Source organism: Amycolatopsis alba DSM 44262 (assembly GCF_000384215.1).
GTDB classification, from domain to species: domain Bacteria; phylum Actinomycetota; class Actinomycetes; order Mycobacteriales; family Pseudonocardiaceae; genus Amycolatopsis; species Amycolatopsis alba.
Genome location: NZ_KB913032.1, coordinates 6,409,129 through 6,433,635 on the forward strand (window position 1 = coordinate 6,409,129; position 24,507 = coordinate 6,433,635).

The 24,507-nt window shown below is 67.2% G+C and carries 21 protein-coding genes and 1 tRNA gene; 5 read left to right on the forward strand and 17 right to left on the reverse strand.

From position 1 onward, the window contains the following. Positions 1 to 127: 127 nt before the first annotated feature. A complete protein-coding gene (locus tag AMYAL_RS0130100; RefSeq protein WP_020634998.1) occupies positions 128 to 1,345 on the reverse strand; it encodes a hypothetical protein in 1,218 nt (405 codons plus the stop codon). 54 nt (positions 1,346 to 1,399) lie between these two features. Further along, entirely contained in the window at positions 1,400 to 1,714 is a 315-nt protein-coding gene (locus AMYAL_RS0130105) for a hypothetical protein (RefSeq protein ID WP_143267654.1), read from the reverse strand. Between the two features lie 446 nt (positions 1,715 to 2,160). Here AMYAL_RS0130105 and AMYAL_RS47890 point away from each other — a divergent pair, with 446 nt between their 5' ends. Further along, positions 2,161 to 3,093 carry a hypothetical protein gene (locus AMYAL_RS47890; RefSeq protein WP_051137569.1) on the forward strand — a complete coding sequence of 311 codons (933 nt, stop codon included), beginning with the start codon at positions 2,161 to 2,163 and terminating at the stop codon, positions 3,091 to 3,093. A gap of 170 nt (positions 3,094 to 3,263) precedes the next feature. Here AMYAL_RS47890 and AMYAL_RS50860 read toward each other — a convergent pair whose 3' ends face one another. From AMYAL_RS50860 to AMYAL_RS0130140, 6 genes are all read right to left on the reverse strand, one after another. Next, positions 3,264 to 3,395 carry a hypothetical protein gene (locus AMYAL_RS50860; RefSeq protein ID WP_020635001.1) on the reverse strand — a complete coding sequence of 44 codons (132 nt, stop codon included), beginning with the start codon at positions 3,393 to 3,395 and terminating at the stop codon, positions 3,264 to 3,266. Between the two features lie 144 nt (positions 3,396 to 3,539). After that, positions 3,540 to 4,529 (reverse strand): site-specific integrase, encoded by a 990-nt coding sequence (locus tag AMYAL_RS0130120; RefSeq protein WP_020635002.1) that lies wholly within the window; start codon positions 4,527 to 4,529, stop codon positions 3,540 to 3,542. A 117-nt stretch (positions 4,530 to 4,646) separates the two neighbouring features. Next, positions 4,647 to 4,720, reverse strand: a tRNA-Pro gene (locus tag AMYAL_RS0130125). A gap of 139 nt (positions 4,721 to 4,859) precedes the next feature. Continuing rightward, complete coding sequence (locus AMYAL_RS0130130; protein ID WP_020635003.1) at positions 4,860 to 6,029, reverse strand: alginate lyase family protein; 1,170 nt, start codon at positions 6,027 to 6,029, stop codon at positions 4,860 to 4,862. A gap of 117 nt (positions 6,030 to 6,146) precedes the next feature. Further along, positions 6,147 to 7,178 carry a lactonase family protein gene (locus tag AMYAL_RS0130135; protein ID WP_026467574.1) on the reverse strand — a complete coding sequence of 344 codons (1,032 nt, stop codon included), beginning with the start codon at positions 7,176 to 7,178 and terminating at the stop codon, positions 6,147 to 6,149. A gap of 113 nt (positions 7,179 to 7,291) precedes the next feature. Beyond that, positions 7,292 to 9,508: a glycosyl hydrolase family 18 protein gene (locus AMYAL_RS0130140; protein ID WP_020635005.1), complete on the reverse strand. Its 2,217-nt coding sequence runs from the start codon at positions 9,506 to 9,508 to the stop codon at positions 7,292 to 7,294. 219 nt (positions 9,509 to 9,727) lie between these two features. Between AMYAL_RS0130140 and AMYAL_RS0130145 the strand changes: the two genes are divergently transcribed. Beyond that, complete coding sequence (locus AMYAL_RS0130145) at positions 9,728 to 10,330, forward strand: RNA polymerase sigma factor (RefSeq protein ID WP_026467575.1); 603 nt, start codon at positions 9,728 to 9,730, stop codon at positions 10,328 to 10,330. Then, positions 10,323 to 11,252, forward strand: coding sequence for a CU044_5270 family protein (locus AMYAL_RS0130150; RefSeq protein WP_020635007.1), 930 nt, complete (start codon positions 10,323 to 10,325; stop codon positions 11,250 to 11,252). The genes AMYAL_RS0130145 and AMYAL_RS0130150 overlap by 8 nt, the downstream gene beginning before the upstream one ends. A 5-nt stretch (positions 11,253 to 11,257) precedes the next feature. On the opposite strand, the gene AMYAL_RS0130155 is transcribed toward AMYAL_RS0130150, so the two are convergent. Both AMYAL_RS0130155 and AMYAL_RS0130160 read right to left on the reverse strand, forming a co-directional pair. Beyond that, complete coding sequence (locus tag AMYAL_RS0130155) at positions 11,258 to 12,037, reverse strand: enoyl-CoA hydratase/isomerase family protein (RefSeq protein WP_020635008.1); 780 nt, start codon at positions 12,035 to 12,037, stop codon at positions 11,258 to 11,260. A 37-nt stretch (positions 12,038 to 12,074) separates the two neighbouring features. Continuing rightward, positions 12,075 to 12,965, reverse strand: coding sequence for a PaaX family transcriptional regulator (locus AMYAL_RS0130160; RefSeq protein WP_084702181.1), 891 nt, complete (start codon positions 12,963 to 12,965; stop codon positions 12,075 to 12,077). Between the two features lie 146 nt (positions 12,966 to 13,111). On the opposite strand from AMYAL_RS0130160, the gene AMYAL_RS0130165 reads away from it, so the two are divergent. Then, on the forward strand, positions 13,112 to 14,749 hold the full coding sequence (locus AMYAL_RS0130165) for an ABC-F family ATP-binding cassette domain-containing protein (RefSeq protein ID WP_020635010.1): 1,638 nt from the start codon (positions 13,112 to 13,114) through the stop codon (positions 14,747 to 14,749). 339 nt (positions 14,750 to 15,088) lie between these two features. Here AMYAL_RS0130165 and AMYAL_RS0130170 read toward each other — a convergent pair whose 3' ends face one another. From AMYAL_RS0130170 to AMYAL_RS0130200, 7 genes are all read right to left on the reverse strand, one after another. Continuing rightward, on the reverse strand, positions 15,089 to 15,919 hold the full coding sequence (locus tag AMYAL_RS0130170) for a carbohydrate ABC transporter permease (RefSeq protein ID WP_020635011.1): 831 nt from the start codon (positions 15,917 to 15,919) through the stop codon (positions 15,089 to 15,091). Next, a complete protein-coding gene (locus AMYAL_RS0130175; RefSeq protein WP_020635012.1) occupies positions 15,916 to 16,776 on the reverse strand; it encodes a carbohydrate ABC transporter permease in 861 nt (286 codons plus the stop codon). The genes AMYAL_RS0130170 and AMYAL_RS0130175 overlap by 4 nt, the downstream gene beginning before the upstream one ends. 34 nt (positions 16,777 to 16,810) lie before the next feature. Then, a complete protein-coding gene (locus AMYAL_RS0130180) occupies positions 16,811 to 18,082 on the reverse strand; it encodes an extracellular solute-binding protein (RefSeq protein ID WP_020635013.1) in 1,272 nt (423 codons plus the stop codon). Positions 18,083 to 18,209: 127 nt separating this feature from the next. After that, complete coding sequence (locus AMYAL_RS0130185) at positions 18,210 to 20,315, reverse strand: alpha-galactosidase (RefSeq protein ID WP_020635014.1); 2,106 nt, start codon at positions 20,313 to 20,315, stop codon at positions 18,210 to 18,212. A 235-nt stretch (positions 20,316 to 20,550) separates the two neighbouring features. Next, the gene (locus AMYAL_RS0130190) at positions 20,551 to 20,988 is read right to left on the reverse strand and encodes a PPOX class F420-dependent oxidoreductase (protein WP_020635015.1); all 438 of its coding nucleotides are present in this window, start codon (positions 20,986 to 20,988) and stop codon (positions 20,551 to 20,553) included. Between the two features lie 4 nt (positions 20,989 to 20,992). Further along, positions 20,993 to 21,958 carry an RNA polymerase subunit sigma-70 gene (locus AMYAL_RS0130195; protein ID WP_020635016.1) on the reverse strand — a complete coding sequence of 322 codons (966 nt, stop codon included), beginning with the start codon at positions 21,956 to 21,958 and terminating at the stop codon, positions 20,993 to 20,995. A 100-nt stretch (positions 21,959 to 22,058) separates the two neighbouring features. Further along, positions 22,059 to 23,006, reverse strand: coding sequence for a methionyl-tRNA formyltransferase (locus AMYAL_RS0130200; protein ID WP_020635017.1), 948 nt, complete (start codon positions 23,004 to 23,006; stop codon positions 22,059 to 22,061). Positions 23,007 to 23,143: 137 nt separating this feature from the next. On the opposite strand from AMYAL_RS0130200, the gene AMYAL_RS0130205 reads away from it, so the two are divergent. Then, a complete protein-coding gene (locus tag AMYAL_RS0130205) occupies positions 23,144 to 24,487 on the forward strand; it encodes a lysine N(6)-hydroxylase/L-ornithine N(5)-oxygenase family protein (RefSeq protein WP_039794392.1) in 1,344 nt (447 codons plus the stop codon). Positions 24,488 to 24,507: the final 20 nt, after the last annotated feature.

The following is a 24,507-nucleotide window of genomic DNA, read 5'->3' on the forward strand; positions in this document are numbered from 1 at the left end:
GCGCCATCGCATGGTCGACGAGCGAAGGGCTTCGCGTTACGCCGTCGCGGTGACCGTTGTCCAGCTGTCACCGGCCGCTGTGTCGTGGCCGGTCGCGTACGGAGACGTGCTAGTACTCGGCCCGGTCCTATGGTCCCGCTTCCGTAGCTGCCGTGAGTGTTTCGGTGATCGTGTCGAGCGCTTGAATGATGTTGCGGCAGAGGTAGTCGAAGATCTCGGCGGGTGTGTGCAGTCCCGGCGCTATCGTCGAGATCTCGAGTTGGACGGCTCCGCCTCCGTAGTGGGCGAAGCCGCCCTTTGATCGAAGCCGCTGGAGGTCCCTGAGCGGCTTGACGGCGTCTGGCGTGCCACCGCGCTCGGTGAGGTAGAGCTGGAGCAGCCCCAAGCTCCGTGTCGAAGGATCCGTCGGCGGTGTGGACAGCGCACCTTTGATCCGGACCTCGTCGAGACTGTCGACCAGGACCTTCGTCAAGGTCAGCAGCGGGCTCAGAAGCGCGCTCATGTCGTTGACGACGGGTGCATGCAGGGTCTGCCATTCGGTGGCCGCGGGTTCGGCGAGTGGCCGCCATAGTGGCCAGTTCTGGTGGCGTTGAGCGGCGTCGTTGGCACGAGCGACCGCGGTTCGCAGATCTCGGACGGTGTCAGGGCTCGACGCGATTCTGTTGAGGCGCTCTCGGTCGCGCTTTCCGGAGTCGGGTTGGCCACCGGAGGGCGGGACGTTGTGGCTCTTCCAATGGCTCCACTCCGGCGTGGGCATTCGTGAGAGGTCGTAGAGGTCGACTTCGACGAGTCCGTCGGAGCTTCGCCCGATCGAGAGGCCCCACACGTTGAGGCAGGTGATCCGGCTTGCGGTGACGGTGTAGCGGCGTGGTTCGTCGAGGTAGCGGTCGAGGACCTGGGGTTGGAAGTACACCCGTGTCCAGAAGTGCGGGCCGGGGCTGCCGTCGGTTCCGACGTTGGCGAGGCTGGGCTCCACGGTGAGCGGGCCTCCCGTAGAGGCATCGGTGTCGTAGATGAAAGCTGGGTAGTCGGCGGGTTCCTCGTCGCTGCACCACGCGGGTCCGGGCGCGTTCTTCGCGGGAAGGATCACGTACTGGCCGTGCAGTGAGCTGGCTGCAAGGAGCTTGCCTCGGGCGCGATCGCCGTCGTAGTCGTAGGTCTGGAACTCCATGGAGGCCCAGTCACACCGCATGGTGTGTTCTTCGGTGGTGACCGATGGTGCTTCGGTGTGGTCCTGATCGATCTGAATTGCGAGGAGCATGGCCATGCCGCGGGTGTGCAGGTAGTTGCGCAGGGCCATCGCTTGGACCTCGACGCAGTAGTCGTCCTGGCCTTGGACGCGCACACGGGCCAGCTCGACGTCACGTCCGGCGGCGTCAAGGTAGATCCAGCTGTTACCTCAGCGGACTGCGCGCCAGTACCAGAGGAACGGCCACGCCCACTCAATGGACGGCTCCGCCACGGAGGCCGCCCAGCGCAGGTGGCAAAAGAACTCGGCGCGGCCGCCGAACAGGTCGAGCAGCCCGTCGTGGAAGCCGCGTCGGTCGAAGATCTCCACCTGTCCGACGTGGAAGACTCGTGAGTGCGGACGCGCCAGCTCGTCGGGCACATCCGCCAGAGGGATCAGGGCACACTGACGCACGTCTGACACCGGGCCGGGTGTCAGCTCGGCGATCTTCACCCACTGCGTGGGATAGGGAGTGATCGACTTCATCGCCTCGCGAGGCCACCAATCCTGGTGGGCGCCGACGGGTGTGAACTCGGTCTCCAGTGACGTATACGTCGATGCCATCTGCCGATCACATCATCTACGCCGCCGCGGAGGCAGAAGCAGCTGTCTGACACGCCGGACGGACCGCTGCACCCCGTGTTTCGGGCCAGGTGTCAGGCGGTCACGGGGATCCTGTGCCAGCCGAGGTGATCGAGGACTTCGAGGGGCGGTGAGCCGTGAACCTGTGATTCGGGTTCGCCGATGATCAGGTCGGTGCTGTCTGGGTGTTCGGGCAGCCCGTCGGCGTTCCGACGTGGCGGACGACGATGCAGGCAGACGGCTGCGGCGATCGCTAGTCAACGCCATGCGCCGATGAGATCAGGTAGCACCGACCCGCCCACGTCCATGCCACCTCCGCCATGCAAACCACGCAACAGGCAGAATGAGCCATGCGCGACCTCGCTGAGAGACCGGTGACGTTTAGCTACGACTTCAACATGGCGTGCTCGGCCTGCCCGGCGATCACCCCGCTCACCAGCACCGACTACCACCAGGAAGTCAACGAGGCGCACATTGCGTGCCGCGGGTGTGGCGCCGTCATCCACTTCGGGCGAGCCGTGATGACGCTGCGCAACGCCGACGACCCGGTCCTCGACGACGGCTGCCTCACCGCCGTTGCCTGGTATCACACCAGCACGTATTCCGACTGGCCCGTGGGGAGCCGCACGATGCCGGCCGCGACCATCGAGGCGTACCGGGAACACATGCCGGCGGGAGCGGCTGAGGGCGCCCGTGCCCGTCATGAGAATCTGGCACTGCATGTGGGCACGTACGAAGCGGCGATCGAGTCGATGCTGCGCCGGATGGGTGACCAGGACGACGGCGGCGCCCAGTTCTTCCTGTACCGCGTCGCACTCCGAGCCAGAGACCTCACGGTGGAGCGGGGTTGGCGAGACGAGAACACTGAGAACGCGGCGCGCCTGAGCCAAGACGACCTTGGCGACGCCGACGTCGTCCGATATCTCAACGTCTTCGAGTCACCCGGTTCGATCTCCTTGGCCATCCGCCCATCGGCGATCGCCGCGACCCAGCGTATCGAGCTACCGGTCGAAACCTTGTGCGACGGCGTCGAACGAGCCTGCTCGCTGAGGTCGGCGAGGTGCGGATCGAGCACGAACGCAGCGGAGCCGAGCGTTCGCGGCTTGGGCCAAGCCCGCTCGATCTGTTACGCCGCAAAGTGGAGGCCGCCGTGGTGCCATTCCCGGACTTATGCCACCTGTGCGCCAGAAAAGCCTGCCGCAGCCGCTACGTCAGTTGCTTATCGACAGGTACCTGCCGGGGTGTATCGGAGCCAGTTCGGGAACGGTTCACGAGCGCGATGAGTGCTTGGCGCGGTGCGCAGGAAGCGCTGGTCGGTGACGCCGACTACGTCACGCGATTCGCGAGTATTGAGCCTGGCAAACCCTCCTGAAGACCGGGAACTGGTAGCGGCGGATGTCTTTGCGCGGCAACTCCCGGATCGGGTCGAGTTGTCGTTCGGTGTACCAGATGTTCAGGTCGTCTTCGCTTCATCCGGGCACCGTGCCGGGCCTGACGTGCGTTTCGGTGCGAGCGCCAGGTCCCGGATGGCGCCCTGCGTCACCTCGTCGCGCACTCCGCTGACCAGGATCGCGGCGATCGCCACGCCAGCGCGGGTCTCGTCGCTGGTCTACGGCTGGCCGACGGCGAGCGCAAGTGGTGGATGTTGTGGATGCGCAGATCAGCGGGGAGACGAGACGGCAGCAGGCCGGTCGGATTGATATTGACCGGCCCGCATACAGCGAGAACGTCAGATTCGATTTCCCAGGTTCAGGGTCCGGTGCGTGTTTTCGGCTCGTTCGGCAGCGGCGCTGGCGCCGTATCGGCGGAGCATCTCGGGGGAGCGCCATCCCATGATGGCCATGAGGTCGGATTCGTTGCCCTGCTCGCGCTGCCAGACGTGGGACAGCGTGTGCCGTAGGCGGTGAGCGTGCATGTGGGAAACGCCAGCTGCGTTACCGCGGCGGCGTAGCATGATCTTGATACCGTTCGGCTTGAACGCTTTCCGTCCTCGTTCGGCGAGGAACAAGTCAGGAAGGTCTGCCGCCGGATGGCGAGACCTCACGCGAAGATAACGGCTCATAGCCTGTCCTGCGCGCTCACCGAAGGGCACGAAGCGCTGACGGTCTCCCTTCCCATGGACAAGGATTCCATCCCGCTTGAGATCAAGGTTGTCCACCTGCAGACCCGCGATCTCGCTGAGCCGGGCGCCGGTATCCAGGAATAGTCGGATGATGGCAGTGTCACGTCGATCGCTGTAGGTCTTCCCCCGGCACGTCTCCAGCAGGCTCACGATCTCATCGTCGGAGAGAACCGGGATGAGCTTTGCAGGCGTGTCAGGCTGGCTGAGCTTGTCCATGGGGTGACGGTCCATCTCCTCGCCTTCGACGAGGTAGTTGAAGAACTGCTGGACGCCCTTGTACTTGTTCAGCGCGGTGGATGCCGAGCGTGTGTCGATCATCCAGGCGATGTACCACTCGACATGCTTACGGCTGACGTCAGTGGGGTCCTGGGCGGCGTCGCTGTCGTCGTCGGCTGGCATGTCCATCCTCGTGAGGAAGTCCGGGAGTTCCGGTCCGCCGAGGAAATCTGACAGCTGGGTGACTGCGAGCTGATAGTTGTACCGGGTGGTGTGCGGGCGGTTCGACGCGCGGAGACTGCGATCCCACTCCTCGATGTAGGAGCGCCACATGTCGTCCTTCGGGCGGGGTAGACCCTGTTTGGTCAAATTCGTGGTCATGAGGAGAGCCTCCAGTCAAGGTGTTACCGAGCGCTGTGCTAGACCGGATCGACACGTCTGACCACATGAAAAAGCGGGCTTCCGCAGCTGTTGAGCTGCGGAAACCCGCTTCGTCCGTCGGGCTGACAGGATTCGAACCTGCGACCCCTTGACCCCCAGTCAAGTGCGCTACCAAACTGCGCCACAGCCCGGACCCGTACTCCGTGGAGTGCGATGTGAGTACTTTAGCGGGTCCCGAAGTGGGGCTTGCAACCAGGGGTCACTGTGCGTCTGAGCTGGGGAAACGGACCGTGAGGGCCGCCCTGCCGCAATCAGGCGGCCCTCACGGAGTCACTGTGGGTTGTCGGCGTGCGTGAGGGTCTGCCAGGAGACGAACAGGCCGTTGGTGCCCGCCGGGCGCTGGCGCAGGGTGAGGGCCTCGGTGTTGGCCATGGTGAGCCCGAGGCGGGTGTGGAGGTGGTTGTAGCCGACCTCGGTGATCGGGCCGAGGCCGAGCTTCAGGTTGCCGCCGCACAGCCATGACGGGACGGCCGCGCCCATCTGGTACTTCGCGTGGAAGCCGAGGCCTTCGCGGAGGCGGTCGGCGATCTCGGGGTAGAGGTCCTGGCCCTGGATGCGGGTGGTCTCGGCGAAGTTCGCGATGGCGGCGAGGCCGTAGCCGGTGTGGGTGAAGTCCCGGCAGGTCTCCTGTGAGAGGCCGTTGGCGAACGTCGTCTGGCCCTGCCAGTACTTCACGATCTTGTCGCGGGTGTCCAGGCCGCTGCCGGGCGCGGTCTTCGGGAGCGCGCCGTCGCTGGTCAGGTAGAGGTAGGCGGGGACGCGGGTGCGGAACTTCGCGACGGCCTTGTCGTAGTTCGCCTTGTCGTCGAGGAACACGGCGATGCCGATCGCGGCCTCGGTCATGCTGAGTTCCCAGTTTCCGTTGCTGTGACTGCCGTTGATCACCTTGGGCAGGTACACGTTCCGGAGCATGGTGCCGAAGCGGCCGGAATTCGGCCAGCTCGTGTACGTGTGTTTGATGATTTCCGCCGCGCGTGGCCACGACGAGGCCGACCATGCCGATTGCAGGGGAGCGTTGCTGTTCGTGTGATCTTTCAGCACCGCGGACCAGGCGTCCATGATCTCGATCGCCTTCGTCGCGTATTTCGCGTCGCGCGTGATGTACCACGCGAGGGAAAGGGAGTACGCGGCGATCGCGTCCTGCCGTTCATCGGTACAGCCGATGTTCGGATTCGAATAGGGACCGCATTCGACGACGGCACGTGGTTTCGGTGACCGGGACAGTGAGGCGTACGGACTCGACATCATCGCGTCGTATGCCTGTTTCCACGGTTGCGCGCCGGCTTGGACCTTGGCGCGTACGAAATCCAGTTGCGGACGGCTGACCAGTACGCCGGGGTGGGTGAAGGTGGCGGGCGCGGCCTGGGCCGGGGCACTGAAAAGGCCTAGTGTCAACGGGATGAGCGTTGCCAGAGCGAACAGTTTCTTCGGTAGGGACATGGTTCTCCTCGGACGGGTGTGAGCCAGGTCACCGGCGGCGCGTCATTCAGTGTCGTGGTCTGAACCAGTTGCGTCAAGACCTTAATTCGCCTCGCAAAGAAAGAGATCTGTCTTTGTTCAGCGGGCTGAACGCCAAGGCCCGATGTAGGCCGGGCTGCCGATCGGATAACTGCCGATCAGGCGCCATGTCGCGAGTTCGTAGGCCTGGATCACGTCATCGCTCTGCGACGCGACATAACAATGCTCGCCGACAACGGAGAAATGCCGCGGCCACGCGCCGGTCCCGTGGTCGGCGACGGCCTTCGGGAGGACGCCGTCGAAAGCGAACTCCGTGATCTTTTCGGGGCCGCGGTTCGACAAGAACAGCCGGTCTCCGTGCAGTGTCAGCTGCCCTGGGAGGTTGTCGCCACCGGGAGCGAGGGTCGCGGGAATGGAGTTCTCCACGGCGAACGTGCCCGGCGGGTCTTCGCGCACGGTCACCAGCGAGGCGGCCAGTTCGCCCACGACGTACGCGTGGTTCGTGCCGGGGCGGCGAACCAGCTGGCGCGGGCCGGTTCCGGCGGGCAGTGCCGAGACCGACAAGGGGATCAGCTCGCCTTCCTCGCCGAGGCAGTAGCTGCGGATCTCGTCGGTGCCGAGGTCGACCGCGCTGACCAGCGTGCCGGTCTCGTCGACCACGGCCATGTGGACGTGCGCTGCTTCCTGTCGCTCGAGGTTCGGGCCGGTGCCCTCGTGGTGGACGAGCGCCGTCCGCACGGTGGGCACCCCGTCCTTGCCCAGCGCGAACACGGCCAGGCTGCCGCCGCTGTAGTTGGCGCACACCAGGAACCGGCCGTCGGGAGTGGCCGCCAAATGACACGGATCGGCCCCGCCGGTCGGGAGCGAGTTCAAGGCCTCCAGTGTGCCGTCTCCGGCGACCGCGACGGCGGTGATCGCGCCGTCAGCCGTCTCGTTCGCGGCATAGAGCACCGGCAGCGTGGGATGCGGGGTCAGCCAGCTCGGCGAGTCCAGTTCGAGCGAACCCGCCGGGGTCAGCTCCCCGGCCCGCTCGTCGCGCCAGAAGGTGCCGATGCCTTCGCCGCTGCCGTCACTCGCGGCGGTGTAGGAGCCGACGATGATCAGAGTCCGGTCGTCGTTCGCAGAAGTCACGACGCACACTGTGCAGCAACCGGAGGCGGAGGAGAACACTTTTGACCGCATCCGGTGCGATCGCGTCGTGAGTGGCAGGGACGGTTCTGACCGTCCCTGCCACTCACGAGGGTTTACTTCAGCGAGCTGTCCACTGCGGTCATGAGGGCGCCGGTGTCACCCGACATCTCCCATGCCATGACTCCGAGCAATCCCTTGGACTTGAGCCAGGCGACCTTCTGCTGGATGGACCAGGCGTCGTCGAAAGTCCACCATTGCCCGCCGTTGCCCGTGTAGCACGCCGTGGCCACGGCCGCGGTGTCGTGCTGGACGGTGCAGTTCGGGACACTGGCCAAGAGATTCGCGTAGCCACGAGTACCTGCTTCCTCGGCGAACTGGCCCGGCGCGGCGCCGGTCGCGGTCTGCCATTCACCCTTCTTGCCGCCGTCCGCGACCCCTTGCCAGCCACGCCCGTAGAAGGCGAGCCCGAGGGTCAGTTTCCGTGGATTGGCCCCGGCGCTGGTGTAGGCGTTGATCGCCGCCTCCACACTGAACTTGAACTTGTACGGATCGTCCGCGTCGGGGTAGAGGTTCCCTTGATGGCCGGTCATGTTCGGCTCCCACGAGTTGTCGCTGCCCGAGCCGTGGAAGTCGTAACCCTGCACGTTGGCGACGTCGAGGTAGTCGAAGATCTTCGGGATCTCCCAGCCGCCGCTCACCTTCGCCGGGTCGGCGGGGGTGAACGCCTGCAGTTCGTACCGCTTGCCGGTGGTCGCGCCGTAGGCGTCCATCTGCGTGCGGAACTCCGCCAGCAGGGCGGTCAGGTTCGTCTTGTCGTTGGCGCTCCAGTGGTTGCCGGGGTGCCCGTCGGGACTGCCCGGCCACTCCCAGTCGATGTCGATGCCGTCGAAGATGCCCGCGGCCGTGCCCGGCCCGCCCGCTCCGCCGTACGCCTTGACGTTCCCCTTGAGGTACGTGTCGATGCACGACGCGACGAACTTCTGCCGCGACGCGGCGGTGGCCGCGACATCGGAGAAGTACTTCGAGTAGGTCCAGCCACCCAGGGAGATGAGGACCTTCAGATTCGGGTTCTTGGCCTTGAGCTTCTTCAGCTGGTTGAAGTTGCCGCGCAACGTTTCCCAGCCGGTGTCGCCGACGCCGTCGACGGACTGCGACGCGGACATCGGCCGCGAGTAGTCGGCTTCCGCGTCACCGGCGCCGTCACCCTGGTTCGGGTCCTGGGGATTCGACGTCGTTCCCTTGGTGACACCCGAAAGGCAGGTGTGGTTGACCGGGTCGATGTTCCCGAAGGCGTACAGCAGATGTGTCAGCTTGGCGGCCGATCCGTTGGTCACCAGGTTCTTGACGAAGAACTGGCGGCCGTAGATGCCCCACTGGACGAAGTAGCCGACACGGGCGTACCCGCTCACGATGTCGCCGGTGCGAGCGCTGACTGCCGCGCTCGCCGCGGAGACGTTGTCGTACCCGTCACGGGCTTTGACCGTGAAAGAGTACGAAGTGGACGGTGAAAGCCCGCTCACCGTCGCGGTCGTCCCGTTCACCGTGGTGGCGAGGTTCGAGCCGTTGTAGACGTCATAGGAGACGACGCCGGTGTTGTCGGTCGACGCGTTCCACGCCAGGGCGACGGAACTCGACGTGACCGCGGTCGAGCGGAGGTTCGTCGGCGCGGTCGGCGCCTGGGTGTCGTCGCTCGGGTTGTTGGTGGTCACCGCCAGCGCCGCGGTGGGCGGGGATTTGGCGTCCTTCCGGTCCTTGGCGACGACGGTGAAGCTGTAGGCCGTGTTCGGCGTCAGCCCGGTGATCCTCGCTTCGGTGCCGGTGACCGAGGTCGCCAGCGTCGTGCCCTGGTAGACGTCGTAGCCGGTGACGGGCAGGGAACCCGGTGCCGAGGCGTTCCAGGCCAGCGCGGCGGTCGTGGTCGTCTTCGCCACGAGCCGCAGGTTGGCCGGGGTCGACGGCGGCGCGTCGCCCGAACCGTCACAGTTGGCGTCGTCGATCCGGCACGTGGTCGGGGTGCCCCCGGAACTGAGCTGGAACGTCGGGCTGTACGGATAGGTCGACCGGCCCGGCCCGAGGGACTTGATGTAGAAGGCCGGGCTGAGGGTGACCTGGTTGCCCGATTGGGAAACCGTGGCGTTGGCGCCGTTCGAGGCGGTCACGCCGGCGGGGACGGTGAAGGTGATGGACCAGTCGGCGACGGTTTCGCTGCTGGGGTTGGTGACGGTGTACTCACCGGTGTTCCCGGTGAGGGTGAAGGCGGCGCGGAGGCGGCCCGCCGCCAGCGCCGGAGTACCTGCGGCTACGAGTAGCCCGGCAGCGAGGAGTGTCACGGTGAGTGCGCTGAGTAGTCGTTTTCTGGTGCGTCTCATGGCGGTTCTCTCCAAAGAGGCGGCGAGACTGACCTGCTCGGAAAATGGCGCGTGTGGTCTAGACCACAGATGAATGTAGCGCGGCATGCATAAAAGGTCTAGACCGATTCGTCGGTCGTGAACCCATTCGGCGCCGGATGCGGACAACAAGTGACACTGACGAACGGCGAAGGGTGGTTCATGAGCTCATCTGGGGCGGATCCGGGCGATCTGGAAGACGCGGAAGTGATCGCGAGGTCGGTGACCAGCCCGGACTGGTTCTCCGCGATCTTCGACCGGCATGCCGCGCACGTCCACCGCTATCTGGTCAGGCGCATCGGGCCCTCGGCCGCGGAGGACGCGCTGGGGGAGACGTTCCTGGTGGCCTTCCGCAAACGCGAGGGCTACGACGTCCAGCGCCGCGACGCCCGGCCATGGCTCTACGGCATCGCGACCAACCTGGTGGCGCAGCGGCGCCGTGACGAGGTCAGGGAGCTGAAACTCCGTGAAGCCCTCGGCCCGCCGCCCGACGAAGAAGGGCACGCCGAACGTGTCGCCGATCAGGTGACCGCCGAGGCGATGGGGAAGCTGCTGGACTCCGCGCTGGCGGAGCTGGCCGACGGCGACCGCGACACGCTCACGCTGTTCGCCGGGGAAGGGCTCGGCTACGAGGAGATCGCCGCCGCGCTGGACATCCCGCTCGGCACCGTCCGGTCACGGCTCAACCGTGCCCGCCGAAAGGTCCGAGAGGCGCTGGGGCGCCCGGACATCACGATCGCGAAGGAGATCACCACCCATGGATGAGTTGCAGCTGATCGCCGAGCGGACCGGTTCGGTGCCTCTGGCGGAATCCGGCGCCCTCGGCGCGGCCCGCGCGCGATTGATGGCCGAGATCGCCGCCGCCGAAGCGGAAAACGTGGTGCCATTGGGGGAAAACGTGGTGCCATTGAAGAAACCGCGGCGCTGGGTCTGGATCGGCGCCGGCGCGGTCGGCCTCGCCGCGGCGATCACCGCGGTCGTCGCGCTGGCACCGGTCGAACAGGTCGGCCTCGAACCGCCCGCGGCCGCCGCGGATCCGGTGGCGGTCCTGCGCAACGCCGCCGCGGCCGCGCTGAAAACGCCGGACACACCGCCGAAACCGGGCCAATTCGTCTACACGAAGACCAAGCAGCCTGACGGCGAGCGGGAATCGTGGGTTTCGGCGGACGGCACCCACGACGGGATGATCAAGATGACGGATGGAAGCGCCTTCCCGCTTCCGGGCTGCCGGAACGGGCAGGCGCAGGTGTACAAGGGCGAAGAGCCGCTCAAGGGCGTCACGGAGCCGTGCACGCCGTCACCCGGCTACCGGAAGGATCTCCCCACCGACGCCGACGCGATGTTCGCCTACCTCAACGCCCATCACAGCGGCGGTAAGGGCGACTTCAACGCGTTGGGCAAGGACATCCTCGCGCTGGCGAACGAAACCTACCTTCCGCCCGCCGTCCGGGCGGCCTTGTACGGCGCGGCGGCCAAGGTGCCCGGTCTCCGCGCCGTCGACCACGTCAAGGATGGAGCGGGCAGGCCCGGTGTAGGCATCACCTGGCCGCTCAGGCCGGAGGACGACCCCAAGATGGCGAAGCCGGTCGTGATCGTCTTCGCCGCCGACACCTTCCTGTACCTGGGCACGAATTCGACCGCGGTGACCGCGTCCGGGGTGGTGGACGCGGTCGGTCGGCGGCCCTAGTGGGATCAGCGGCCGGTGAAGGTCGCCTTGCCGGGGCCGTCGGCGAGGAACGACTTCACCGCGCCGCGCAGGTCCTCGGTGTCGAACAGCCCGGCGGCGATCGTCGTGATGTGCGCGTTCGCCTCGGCGACGCCGCCGTGCTCGTAGTGCTCGAGGACCTTCTTGGTGGCCGCGTGCGCCCGCGTCGGCCCCTGTGCGAGGTCCGTCGTGAAGGCGCGCGCCGCCTCGTCGAAGCCTTCGACCGGGAGCACCCGATTCACCACGTTCCAGCGTTCGAGGGTCGCGGCGTCGTAGGTCGCGCCGGTCATCACGAACTCCTTGGCACGGCCGACGCCGGCGCGGGCGGCGAGCCGCTGGGTGCCGCCCATCGTCGGGGTCAGGCCGACGACCCGCTCGACGAGACCGAACTTGGCCTTTTCGCTCGCGAGAATGATGTCGCAGGCGACCGCGACCTCGAAGGCCCAGGTCAGGCACAGGCCATGGGCGGCGAACACGGTGGGGAACGGGAGCGCGGCGATCCGGTCGGGGATCGCCAGCATCTCGTCGAAGAGCACCTTGGCCTCGGCGGCATCGGCCTGGGCATCGAACAGGGAGACGTCGACGCCGCCGCTGACGATCTTCCCCTCGGCCCGGATCAGGGCCGCGCGCGGCGGCGTGGTCTCCAATTCGCCGATCGCCTCGCCCAGTTCGTCCTGTAGTTCCGCCGTGTACAGATTCAGCGGCGGCGAAGCGATGGTCAGGACGGCGAGATCGTCTTCACGGTCGAGGCGGATCGAGGTGGCCAAGGCGGGTTACCTCCCGGTAGGTCGTTTTCCCGTGACCCTAGCCGGAGGTGGCCGCGAGTTCGTCCCATTGCGCCTGTGCTTCCGGTCGCCATTCGACGTGCTTGCGATGGAAGAGATCCGCCGCGCGCACGCCGCTCCAACCGTCCGGGAGGAGTTTCAGCGGAAGGCGTGGATCCAGGAACGGGAAGCTGCGCCATTCGTGGACGAGTTCGGTCTGCGCGCGCAGGACACCGCGTTCACCGGAGGGGTGCGTACCGGTGAAACGGTCGATGAAGTCCTCGTAGCGGTCCTTGAGATCGCTGAGATCCCAGGACCGGCTGACCATCGTCTCCTGATCGCCGACTTCGCCGTAGGCGGCGGAGAACGACATCGCCTGCGCGTCGAGGCCGAGTTCCTGCACGATCTGCTGGGCTTCCCGCTGACGGCTGAGATCCGGGCTGACCCAGACGCCCGCCACCGGCGAGCCGAAGCCGGCCCAGGTCAGGCGCGTACGCAGGCGATGCCGGAGATCCCGCTTCGCCTCGGGGACCGACACGATCAGCATCAGCCAGCGGTCGTCCCATTCGTTCTCCTCGTTACCGAAGGCGTAGATCCGTTCAGCGCCTTCGGTGAGAAGCCGTCTGCCTGGTGGAGTGAGTGACCAGCGCACTCTTCGTCCGACGCGTTCGGAGACCACCCAGCCCTCCGCGGAGGACCGGGCCAGCGCCTGCCGGGCGGACTTTTCTTCGATGTCCAGCACTCGCAGCGCTTCGACCAGCGTCGATGTCCAAATCGATTGGTCACGCGGCAGGACGTACTCGCCGAGGATCGTCATCAGCAGCGACCGCGCGCTGGCATGACTGACTTCCCGCCGCCTGCTCAACGTCGGCCTACGGGTACCGCCTTTCTGCTGGGGGACGACGGGGACCGGGGTGGCGGAGTCCGCCATTTGCTGTCACCGACCTCAATGCTCGGGGATTCGTTCGGGTCCAGAAGAACATCCAGGCTACCCACGTTCCGTGATCGCTTGGATACTTGCCACTCTTCCGAGGGACCACGAGCTGTTCAATCGGGCCCCGTAGACTTACCGATCTCATGAGCGCCACACTCGTTGCCAAGGATCTCGCCGCCGGCCACGGCGACCGTGTTCTGTTCTCCGGTCTCGACCTGGTCGTCGCCCCTGGCGAAGTGATCGGTCTCGTCGGCGTGAACGGCGCGGGCAAGTCGACCCTGCTGAAGACCCTCGGCGGCCTCGTGCCGCCGGAAGAGGGCAGCGTCCGGCTGAACCCGCCGACGGCCACCGTCGGTCACCTCCCGCAGGAGCCGGAACGGCGCGAGGGTGAGTCCGTCCGCGCGTTCCTCTCCCGCCGCACCGGTGTCACCGCCGCGCAAGCTGCGCTCGACGCCGCCACCGAGGCGCTCACCGCGGGTGAACCCGGCTCGGACGACGCCTATGGTGTGGCGCTCGACCGCTGGCTCGCGCTCGGCGGCGCCGACCTGGACGACCGGGCGGGGGAGGTCGTCGCGGACCTCGGGCTCACGGTCAACCTCGACCAGCCGATGCTCTCGCTGTCCGGCGGGCAGGCGGCGCGGGCGGGCATGGCCTCGCTGCTGCTGAGCCGGTACGACATCTTCCTGCTCGACGAGCCGACCAACGACCTCGACCTCGACGGCCTCGAACGGCTCGAACGGTTCGTGACCGGGCTGCGCGCCGGGACCGTGCTGGTCAGCCACGACCGGGAGTTCCTCGCCCGCACCGTGGACCGCGTCGTCGAACTCGACTACGCCCAGCAGCAGGTGCGGACCTACGGCGGCGGTTACGAGTCGTACCTGGAGGAGCGCGCCGTCGCGAGGCGGCACGCTCGCGAGGAGTACGACGAGTACGCGAACACCAAGGCCTCGCTCGAGGCCCGTGGGTCGATGCAGCGTTCATGGATGGAGAAGGGCGTCAAGAACGCCCGGCGCAAGGCCACCGACAACGACAAGGTGGGCCGCAAGTTCCGGAGCGAGGCGACGGAGAAGCAGGCGTCGAAGGCGCGCCAGACCGACCGCATGATCGAACGGCTCGAGGTGGTCGAGGAACCGCGCAAGGAATGGGAACTGCGGATGGAGATCGCCGCGGCACCCCGCGCGGGGGCGGTCGTGGCGACCCTGCGCGGCGCGATGGTGCGGCGGGGCGAGTTCACCCTCGGCCCGGTGGACCTGCAGATCGACTGGGCGGACAAGGTCGCGATCACCGGGGCCAACGGCGCCGGGAAGTCGACCCTGCTCGCCGCCCTGCTCGGCCGGGTCCCGGTCGACGAGGGTGCCGCGTCGCTCGGCTCAGGTGTCGTGGTCGGCGAGGTCGACCAGGCGCGGAAGCTGTTCCTCGGCGACCTTCCGCTCGTCGAGGCCTTCGCCCGCGAGGTCCCGGAGCTCGCCGACGCCGACGTGCGGACGTTGCTGGCGAAGTACGGGCTGAAGGCCGCGCACGTCCTGCGGTCGGCGGCCACGTTGTCGCCGGGGGAGCGGACCCGGTCGGCGCTGGCGCTGCTGCAGGCGCGCGGGGTGAACCTGCTGGTGCTCGACGAGCCGACGAACCACCTCGACCTGCCCGCGATCGAGCAGCTGGAGTCGGCGCTCTCGGAGTATCCGGGGACGCTGCTGCTGGTGACGCACGACCGGCGGATGCTGGACGCGGTGGCGACCACACGACGGCTTGAGGTCGCCGAGGGGAAGGTCACCGAGCTCTGAGCCTTCATTGGGGGCAAGGCAAGGGGGGCTCAGCCACTCGCCCGCAGGCCGACCTCGGGTGTTGCGAAAGCCCCTTTCGCAACGTTGAAGGTTGCGAAAGGGGCTTTCGCAACGTTTCCGGGACTCCGCCGCCCACGAGAACGCAAGATCCGCGGTGAAGGGGACTTTCCGCTCGTGCGATGAGGGAAAGGTCCCGTTCGCCCCGCTGACCGCCGCCTAACACCGGTCCGTGAAGGCCTCCTTCCCTACCCTGAAGGTAGCGAAGGAGGCCTTCACGGACTTGGCACCTAACAGGACACCTTTGCCCTACCGCTCTATAGACGCCGAAACGCGCCAGAGTCAGCCCTTGGTAGCGCCGCCGGTGAGGCCCTTCACGAACTGCTTCTGCAGAGCCAGGTAGAAGATCAGCACCGGCAGCGTCGCCAGGAACATCAGCGCGAACACGCTGCCGAGATCCGCCTGGTACTGGCCGATCGACCGGTAGATCCCGGTGGTGACCGTGGTTCCCTGGCTGGGACCGAGGATGATCAGCGGGTCGATGAAGTCGTTCCAGATCCACACCCCGAGGAAGATCAGGACGCTCGCCGTGGCCGGGCGCAGCAGCGGGAACACGATTCGCCAGAACACCTGCGCCCGGCTCGCCCCGTCGAGCAGGGCGGCCTCCTCGAGTTCCACCGGCACCCCGCGGATGAAGCCCGTGAACACGAAGACCCCGAACGGCACGTAGTACCCGACGTTGAACAGCACCAGGCCCTGCAGTGTCGCCATCAACCCGGTCAGCCGCAGTACCTCGGTGACCGGGATCAGGATCACCTGCGGCGGGATCATCAAGCCCGCCAGCAGGATCAGCGCGAGCACCTTGGTCCACCGCTTGTCCGAGCGCGCCAGGTAATGGCCCAGCATGGCCGAAAGCACCGTCAGCACGAGGATCGACAGCAGGGTGACGAGCATGCTGTTCGCCAGGCTCACCCAGAACAGGCCGTCGGGCCGGGTGAGCACGGCGTGGACGTTGGTCAGCGTCGGCGGCAGCGGGACCGACGCCGGTTCCCTGGCGATCAGGTCGCCGGGTTTGAAGACGTTGACGAGCACGTAGTACAGCGGCACGAAGAAGATCGCGCTCGCCACGATCGCCGCAGTCGGCCGGAGCCACGAACCGTCCTTTGTGGTCACAGGTCGACCTCCCGCCGCCGCAGGAACCGCAGCACGATCGTGGTCAGCGTCGCCACGATCACCAGCATCACCACGGCCATCGCGGACGCGTAGCCGACGTGGTTCGCGTCGAGGCCGGTGGCCAGGACGTTGAACGCGATGGTGGCGGTGGTTCCCGAACCCGGCCCGCCGTTGGTGACGACCTTGACGTAGTCGTAGGTCTTGAACGCGGAGATCAGCAGGACGACGGTGTTGATCGTCAGCGAAGGCGCGAGCAGCGGCCAGGTCACGGCGCGGAACCGCCGGACCGGTCCGGCGCCGTCGATCTCCGCCGCCTCCAGCAGTTCGGCCGGGATGCCCTGCAGGCCCGCGAGGTAGACGACCACGCAGAACCCCAGCATCTGCCAGCACACGATCGACGCGACCGAGTACAGCGCGAGATCCGGATCCGAGAGCCAGCCCGGCGGATGCTCGACGCCGAGCGCGCGGAGGACGTCGTTGACCGGGCCCCGGTCGTCGAGCAGTTTCGTCCAGATGATGCTGACCACGACCGAGCTGAGGATCACGGGCGTGAAGAACACGCTCCGCAAAGCGTTGTACAGCCAGCCTTTCCGATCGAGCAGCAGTGCGACGCCGAGTCCGAGCACGTTCGGCACGACCACGACGATCACGGTCAGGATCGTGGTGACCCGGAGCGCGGTCAGGAACTGCTCGTCCTGGAACAGCAGCTTGTAGTTCGCGAGCCCCACGAACTCCGAGGGTGGGTTGAACGGGTTGTGGTTCGTCAGGCTGTAGCCGAAGCTGATGAGGATCGGCGCCATGACGAAGCAGAGATAGACGACGACTCCGGGCGCGCCGAACGAGGCGAAATGCCACACCCGCGGCAGGATCGGTTTTCTCCCCATCGTGGTGTCAGCGCGCCTTCGCCCACTCGGCGTCCAGGAACGCGCACGCGTCGGCCACCGTTTTACGGCTGGTGATGACGTCCTGCGCGGCCTGGTAGACCTTGTCCTTCATCCCCGGCAGGAGCCCGTCGTCCGCGGTCTCCCAGCTGAAGGCGTTCACGACGGCGTTCTTCGCCACGGCCTCCTGGTAGAGGTCGTAGCCCGCCTTGAAGACGGGGCCGGCGTCGGACGGCGGCGTGTAGCCCTTGATCGCGGGGAACAGGCCGTCGGCCTTGACCGAGGCGTCGATCTGTTCCTTGTCGAGCTGGAACGCGAGCGCGAACTTCCTTGCCGCGTCGAGGTTCGGGGACTTGGCGTTGACGACGATGCCGCCGCCGGTGTACGCGGGAACGACGAGTTTCCCGTCCTCGGAAGGGAAGTTGAAGACGCCGATCTCGAACGGCGGCTTCTTCGCGTCGGCGCTGGCGGCGAACCAGTTTCCCATCGGGTACATCGCGCCTTCGCCGTTGAGGAAGGCCGCCTCGGTCGCCGAGTAGTCGCGCGAGACCTGGGTCTTGTCGATGTAGCCCTTGGCGACCAAGTCGGCGAACTTGCCGAACGCCTGCTGGAACGCCGGGTCGGCGAACTTGACCCTGTCGGCCCGGCGCTGGGAAAGCCAGTCCGGGGTCTTGCCGTAGACCTCGACGCTGACCAGGCCGTCCAACAGCATCGCGGACGGGAACCCTTCCTTGCCGCCGCCGATGGTGAACGGCGTGACGCCCTTCGCCTTCAGCTTCTCCGACGCGGCGAGGAGTTCGTTCCACGTCTTCGGTGCCGACGTGATCCCGGCGTCGGCGAAGAGCTTCTTGTTGTAGTAGACCGGCGGGATGGTCTGGGTGTTGGCCGGCAGCTGGTGGTGCCCGCCCTTGATCGGGTTGGCCGCGGGGAACTGGAAGTCCTTGAGTTCCTCGGGCGTCCACGCGTAGAGGTTGCCCGATTCGGCGAAACCGGCCGAGTCGACGGCGATCGCGACGTCGGGGAACTGGCCGGACTGCAGCAGCTGCTTGGCGTAGCCGGTGCGGTCGGTCGACGGGGCGACCAGCTTCTTCACGCTCAGACCGGGATTCCGGTCCGTGACCCGCTTGATCGCGGAGTCCCAATAGGACGGTGGCAGGTTCGGCGTTTCGAACGTCAGGAAGGTGATCTCGTTGCCCGAGGCGGTCGTCCCGCCGCCGACCGTGCAGCCGGTGAGGCTCGCGGCGACCAGTAGCGCCGCTCCCCACGCGAAGGACCTTCTCATACCCCAGTCACCCTTCTCGCGGCGTCGCGCAGACGACGGCATTCGATCGGATGTCTAGGGCGATGTCAAGCGACCAGGTGCGTCATTCGTGGGTGAATTGGGGCGATACATCTGATCTATTGCGGGTTCAGAGCTTGGTCAGCCGGATCATCACGCTGGCGAAATCGCCGTCCGGCAGGCCGGGGACCAGGCCGTGTGCCAGCAGCGCGGCACCGTGGCGCACCTGTCCGGTGTCCTCGTCGCGGTAGCGGGCGGCGGGGTCGAGGCCGTCGAGCCGGATCGGTCGTTCGTGAGTGTGGAAATGTGCCGCTTGCCGGAACACGAACACGACCGTGCGCCCGCCGTCGGCCGCCACGTACTGCAGCGCGGAGACGCCGTCGGTGGCCGGGGCCACCAGCCGGTGAAGCCTGCCGTGCTGGACGACCGGCCGGATCTCCTTGTACAGCGCGATCTGCTCGCGTGCGTAAGCGAGGTCCTCCTCGGGCCACTTGACGATGTCGCCGCCGATGCCGAGCACCCCCGCCATCGCGACGTGGAACCGGAACCGCAAGGGGGTGGACCGCCGGGTGACGAAGTTCGGGTCGTCGGTGACCCACGCGGACATCGCGCGCGCCGGGTACACCTGGCCATAGCCGTGCTGGATGACGAGCCTGTCGAGCGCGTCGGTGTTGTCGGAGGTCCAGACCTGGTCCGTCCTGGCCATGATCCCGAGATCGATCCGCCCGCCCCCGCCGCTGCACGCCTCGATCCGCAGGCCGGGATGGCCCGCGCGCAGGCGGTCCATGATCCGGTAGACCGCGCGGGTGTGCTCTGCCCAGAGCCGGTCCTGATCGCCGTCGGCAGGCCAGCCGGCTTCGCTGAACGGGCGGTTCATGTCCCATTTCAGGAAGTCGATGCCGTGCTCGCCGACGAGGGAGTCAAGCGTGCCGAACGCCCACTCCGCGACGTCCGGGCGGGCGAAATTGAGCACCAGCTGCCGCCGGAGCTCCGAACGTGTCCTTTGTGGATAGTGCAGGACCCAGTCCGGATGCGCGCGGTACAGATCGCTGTCCGGGTTGACCATCTCCGGTTCGACCCAGATCCCGAACTTCATGCCGAGCCGGTGCACTTCGCCGACCAGTGGTTCGAGGCCGTCGGGGAACTTGTCCCGGTTGACCTGCCAGTCGCCGAGCCCGGCGTGGTCGCCGCCGCGGGCGCCGAACCAGCCGTCGTCCATCACGAACAGTTCGACACCGAGTGCTGCCGCCTTCTCCGCCAGCTCGCGCTGCCCGGCCTCAGTGACGTCGAAACCCGTTGCCTCCCAAGAGTTGTAGAGCACCGGCCGGAGCTCGCCGGGATGGGGGAGGAGGTGGCCGAGGGTGTACGCGTGCCAGGCGCGGCTCGCGGCGCCGAACCCGCCGTCGGTGTAGAGCCCGGCGAAGACCGGTGTGGTGAGTGTGTCGCCGGGGCCGAGCCGGGGGACGACGCCGTCCTGACCGGAGCCACCGGTCACGGTGAGGCGGCCGGTGGACGAGCGGGTGGTGGTGATCCGCCACGAACCGCTCCACGCGAGCACGGCGCTGTAGACCTCGCCGTACCGCTCGGTCGCTTCACCGTCGTCGAGCATCACCCACGGATTGGCGTGATGGCTGGTGATGCCGCGCCTGCTGCCGAAAGTCGTCTCGCCGTGGGGGACAGGCTCGCGGAGCAGCTGGCTTTCCGCGGCCCAGCGGCCCGTGACGTGGCTGATCCGGTAGTCCGGCCGGAGCGGCACGACCCAGGTCGCCGAGTCGGCGCGGACGACCTCGACCGGGCCTTCCGTGCCGTCGTGGGTGAGTTCGGTCCAGCGCTCGACGACGTCGGTGCCCGCCGGGACGCGATAGCCGAGCGTGATCCGCAGGGGGTAGTGGCGATCGCGGAAGTGGACGCGCAACTGTCCGCCGTCGATGTCGTGGGAGAGGTACCGCCATTCGAGGGCGCGGGTGCCGTCGGCGAACCGGAGCTGGAGCGCGGGGGTCCAGTAGCGGGTGCCGCCGTCCGCGGCGAGTTCGTCCAGGCCCTCGTTGGGATCGTTGAAGGCGTCCCAGCGTTCCTTGGTCCGGGGGAGGACGTCGGCGAGCTGCTCCGGAGTGAGCGCCGGGCCCCAGTAGACGTGGGAGGGCGCGTCGTCCTCGGTCAGCCTGAGCGCGTAACTCGTGGCCGCCGTGCGGATGAGCCAGGAACGGGTGCTTTCGTCGTAAACGATCTCGGCCACGCCGCCATCCTGGCCCCGGATCGTGACGGGGGCCAGGTGGCTCCCGCTCGGCGGTACATCGGGTGGTGCCCAGGGTGACGCGATACCGAACTCGCGTGATCGGACACGGGACTCGCGTGCTTGAGCACGGAACTCACGTGATCAGAGGCCGATCACCCGAGTGCGGCATACAGTCACGCGAGTTCCGGCCCTGATCACGTGTGTTCCGGGTTCGATCACGTGAGTTCCGGGCTCCTCAGCCGCCGACCTTCGCGATCGCCACGATGTTCTCCGGCCGCACCCGTACGATCACCTTCCCCGGCGACGTCGCGTACGCCAGCCAGCCCTCGATCGCCTCCGGTCCCGCCTCCCCGAGATACCGCTGCGCGATCAACGACGAACCCGCGCGCACCTCGCCCGGATCCGAAACGATCTCCGCGACTCCTTCGACACTCACGAACGAGAACGGCGGACGCGGATCGTCGGCGACCACCGAAACGCGCGGGTTTTCCTTGAGCGCCTTGCCTTTGACGGTGTCCGCGCCCAGGTTGACCAGGATGTCGTCCCCGTCGAGGGCGAACCAGACCGGGACCGCGTGCGGCCTGCCGTCCGGGCGGACCGTCGCGAAGACGGCGGTGCGGGTGCCTTCGGCGAGAAAGGCGCGGCGCTGTTCGTCGGTCATCTTCTCCGGCATGGCTTCATCCCTCCAGGGTGGCGTCCAGGCCGAAGGCCGGGAACAGGTGGCTGTCGAACGTGGTGAACTCCGCGGCCTTGCCGTCGACGACGCGCAGGACGTCGAGTTTGAAGGCACGGAAGAGAGTGTCGCCTGGGCGACGGAGGTACGAGGCAAAGGCGGGCATCCGGTTGGCGTCGACAGCGACGGCGCGCCATTCGCCCATCTCCTCGGCGATCCGGCCGTGCTGCGCGAGGTGTTCGAGTCCGATGTAGCAGTTCGGCTCCGGCGGCATGGTGTGGCGGACGTCGTCGCGGACCAGGCTGCTCAGCGTGCTGAAGTCACCGCTGTCGTGGGCCTCGATGAGCCGCCGCACCAGCGCCCGTTCCTCTTCGGACGGTGCCTCCGCGACAGACCATTCGCCGCGTTGCTGCGGAAGGCGTTCGCGCAGGGTCGCGCGGCCGCGCTGCAGGGCGCTGTTGGCGGCGGGGACCGAGAGGTCGAGCAGGGCGGCGGTCTCGGCGGCCTGCCAGCCGAGGACGTCACGCAGGATCAGCACCGCGCGCTGCTGCGGCGGCAGCATCTGCAGGACCGCGAGGAAGGCGAGTTCGATCGTCTCCCTGGCCACGGCGAGCGCGTCCGGTCCGGCTTCGGACGGCGCGATCTCGTCCAGCAGCCGGTCCGGATACGGCTGGATCCAAGGGACTTCGGCGAACGACCGCAGCGACGGCACGCGCCGCTCGTTCTTGCGGATCGCGTCGAGGCAGGCGTTGGTGGCGATCCGGTACAGCCACGCGCGGAAGTTCCCGCCGTCGAACGTGTCCAGCCCGCGCCAAGCGTTGAGCAGCGCCTCCTGGACGACGTCTTCCGCCTCGTCGAACGAGCCGAGCATCCGGTAGCAGTGGACGTGCAGCTCTCGCCGGTGCCGTCCGGTGAGCGCGGCGAAGGCGGTTTCGTCCCCCGCCTTCGCCGCGGCGATCGTTTCGATCATGGCGCCTCCCATCGAGTGTTCTTACCCGATGTAACGGCGCCCTTCGCGAGAACTCATCGGTCCCGCGATGACTTTTTTCGCGGGACCGCGAAACGGCAGGTCAGGGACGGTTGGTGAGGTAGCCGCCCAGGGTGCGGAAGTACTCGTTCGCGGAGAGTTCGGTGCCGTCCTCGGTCCGGACCCGCTCGATGACGAGTCCGTGCGACCGGCCGCGGCGCGACTCGGGGCCGGTGACGATCACGACGCCTTCACCCTCCCGGATGAAGATCCGGCCGGGAGTGCCGCCGTAGAGGCCCGTCGACACCGAAGAGCGGACGACGCGCAGCTGCTTCCCGCGGTGATGGGTGAAGGCGTTGGGGTACGGGTCGGACTGCGCGCGCACCAGCCGCTCGATCTCGTCAGCGGGCCACGACCAGTCGATGAGGCTGTCCTGGAGGGCGCGTTTGTGGAAGAAGCTGGCCTTCGACCTGTCCTGTTTGACCGGGGTGAAGTTCCCCTTCTCGATCAGCTCGATGGCGTCGGTGGTGATCGGCGCGATGAGGTCGACGGTCCGGTGGAAGAGATCGGTCGTCGTGTCCTTCGGCCCGACCTGGACGGAGCGCTGCAGCACGATGTCACCCGCGTCGAGGTCGGCGTCCATCATGTGGGCGGTGAGGCCCACCTCCTGCTCGCCGTTGATGAGCGCCCAGATCAGCGGTGAGAAACCGGCGTAGGCGGGCAGCAGCGAGTCGTGGACGTTCAGCGTGCCGTGGCGCGGCATCTCGAAGATCTCCGGCGGCAGCCAGGTGCGCCAGTTGTTGGCGACGATCAGGTCGAGATCGGCTTCCTTCAGCTCCGCGAGCAGTTCCGCGTCGTCGGGACGCTGGCGCAGCAGGGTGCGGATCCCGTTGGCCTCGGCGAGATCCGCGACGGAGTCGGCCCAGATCTTCTCGTAGGCGTGGTCACTCTTCGGGTGGGTGACGACGAGGGCGACATCGTGGCCCGCGTCGATCAACGCCCGCAGGGTGCGGTGTCCCCAGGTCTGGTATCCGAACATGGCGACCCGCATGGGACCGGCCTCCTCCTGGTCGAGGGATGAACATCACCACTGAAAGTACTAGTTGAGCCTCACCTAACTTAGGTTAGGGTTCCCTGGTCTTCCTGTCGAAGTACCGAGATGCGGCTGAGCCGCGCAAGGGGTTCAAGATGGCACGAGCAGTGTTCGGTGAACGGGTTCCGGTCTACGACGTGGTCGGGGTCGGGTTCGGACCCTCGAACCTGGCGCTCGCCATCGCGGTCACCGAGCACAACGCCGCGCCTGGAGCCGAGACCGTCACCGCTCACTTCCTCGAGCGCCAGGCCTGTTTCGGCTGGCACCGCGGGATGCTGATCGACAACGCCACCATGCAGGTCTCCTTCCTCAAGGATCTGGCGACCATGCGGAACCCGACGAGTTCGTTCAGCTTCCTGTCGTATCTGCACAGCAAGGACCGGCTGGTCGACTTCATCAACCACAAGAACCTGTTCCCGTTGCGGATCGAGTTCCACGACTACTTCGAATGGGCGGCGGAGAAGGTCGACGACCTGGTTTCCTATGGCACGGAAGTGCTTTCGGTCACGCCGGTCTTCGACGGCGACGAGATCGAGTTCTTCGACGTCCACGCCCGCACCGACGGCGAGCTGGTGAACCTGCGCGCCCGCAACCTGGTGATGGGCACCGGGCTGCGGCCGAACCTCCCCGAAGGTGTGACGCCGGGCACTCGCGTCTGGCACAACAGTGAACTGCTGCACCGCGTCGAGGGGATGGCCGCCGAGGAGCCCCGCCGGTTCGTCGTCGTCGGCGCCGGCCAGAGCGCGGCCGAGGTCAGCGCGCTGCTGCACGATCGCTTCCCTCAGGCCGAGGTGTGCGCGGTGTTCGCGCGCTACGGCTACAGCCCGGCCGACGACAGCGCGTTCGCCAACCGGATCTTCGACCCCGAGGCGGTCGGGCGGTTCTACGAGGCGCCGGAAGCGGTCAAGGACCGGCTGATGCGCTACCACGGGGCGACCAACTACTCGGCCGTGGACATCGACCTGATCGATGAGTTGTACCGGCGCGTCTACCGCGAGAAGGTCCAGGGAGTCGAGCGGCTGAGGCTGATCAACGTCTCCCGTCCCACCGAAGTCGTCGACACCGGCTCCGAGGTGCGGGTCACCGTCGAAGCGCTGGAGAGCGGCGAGCGGACCAGGATCGACGCCGATTTCGTCGTGTACGCCACCGGGTACAGCCCGGCGGACCCGACGTCGCTCCTCGGTGAACTCGCCTCCGCCTGCGCTCGCGACGACGAGGGCAGGCTCCGCGTCGAACGCGACTACCGGATCGTCACCGAACCGCCGCTGGACGGCGGGATCTACCTGCAGGGCGGCACCGAGCACACGCACGGCATCACGTCGTCGCTGCTGTCCAACACCGCCGTCCGGGTCGGGGAGATCCTCCAGTCCATTGTGGACCGCCGGGTCGCCGACGCTTCCCGGCCCGAGTACGCGGTGAGTGGCACAGGGCCCGCCTGACCCGCAGACGACGTTTCGCG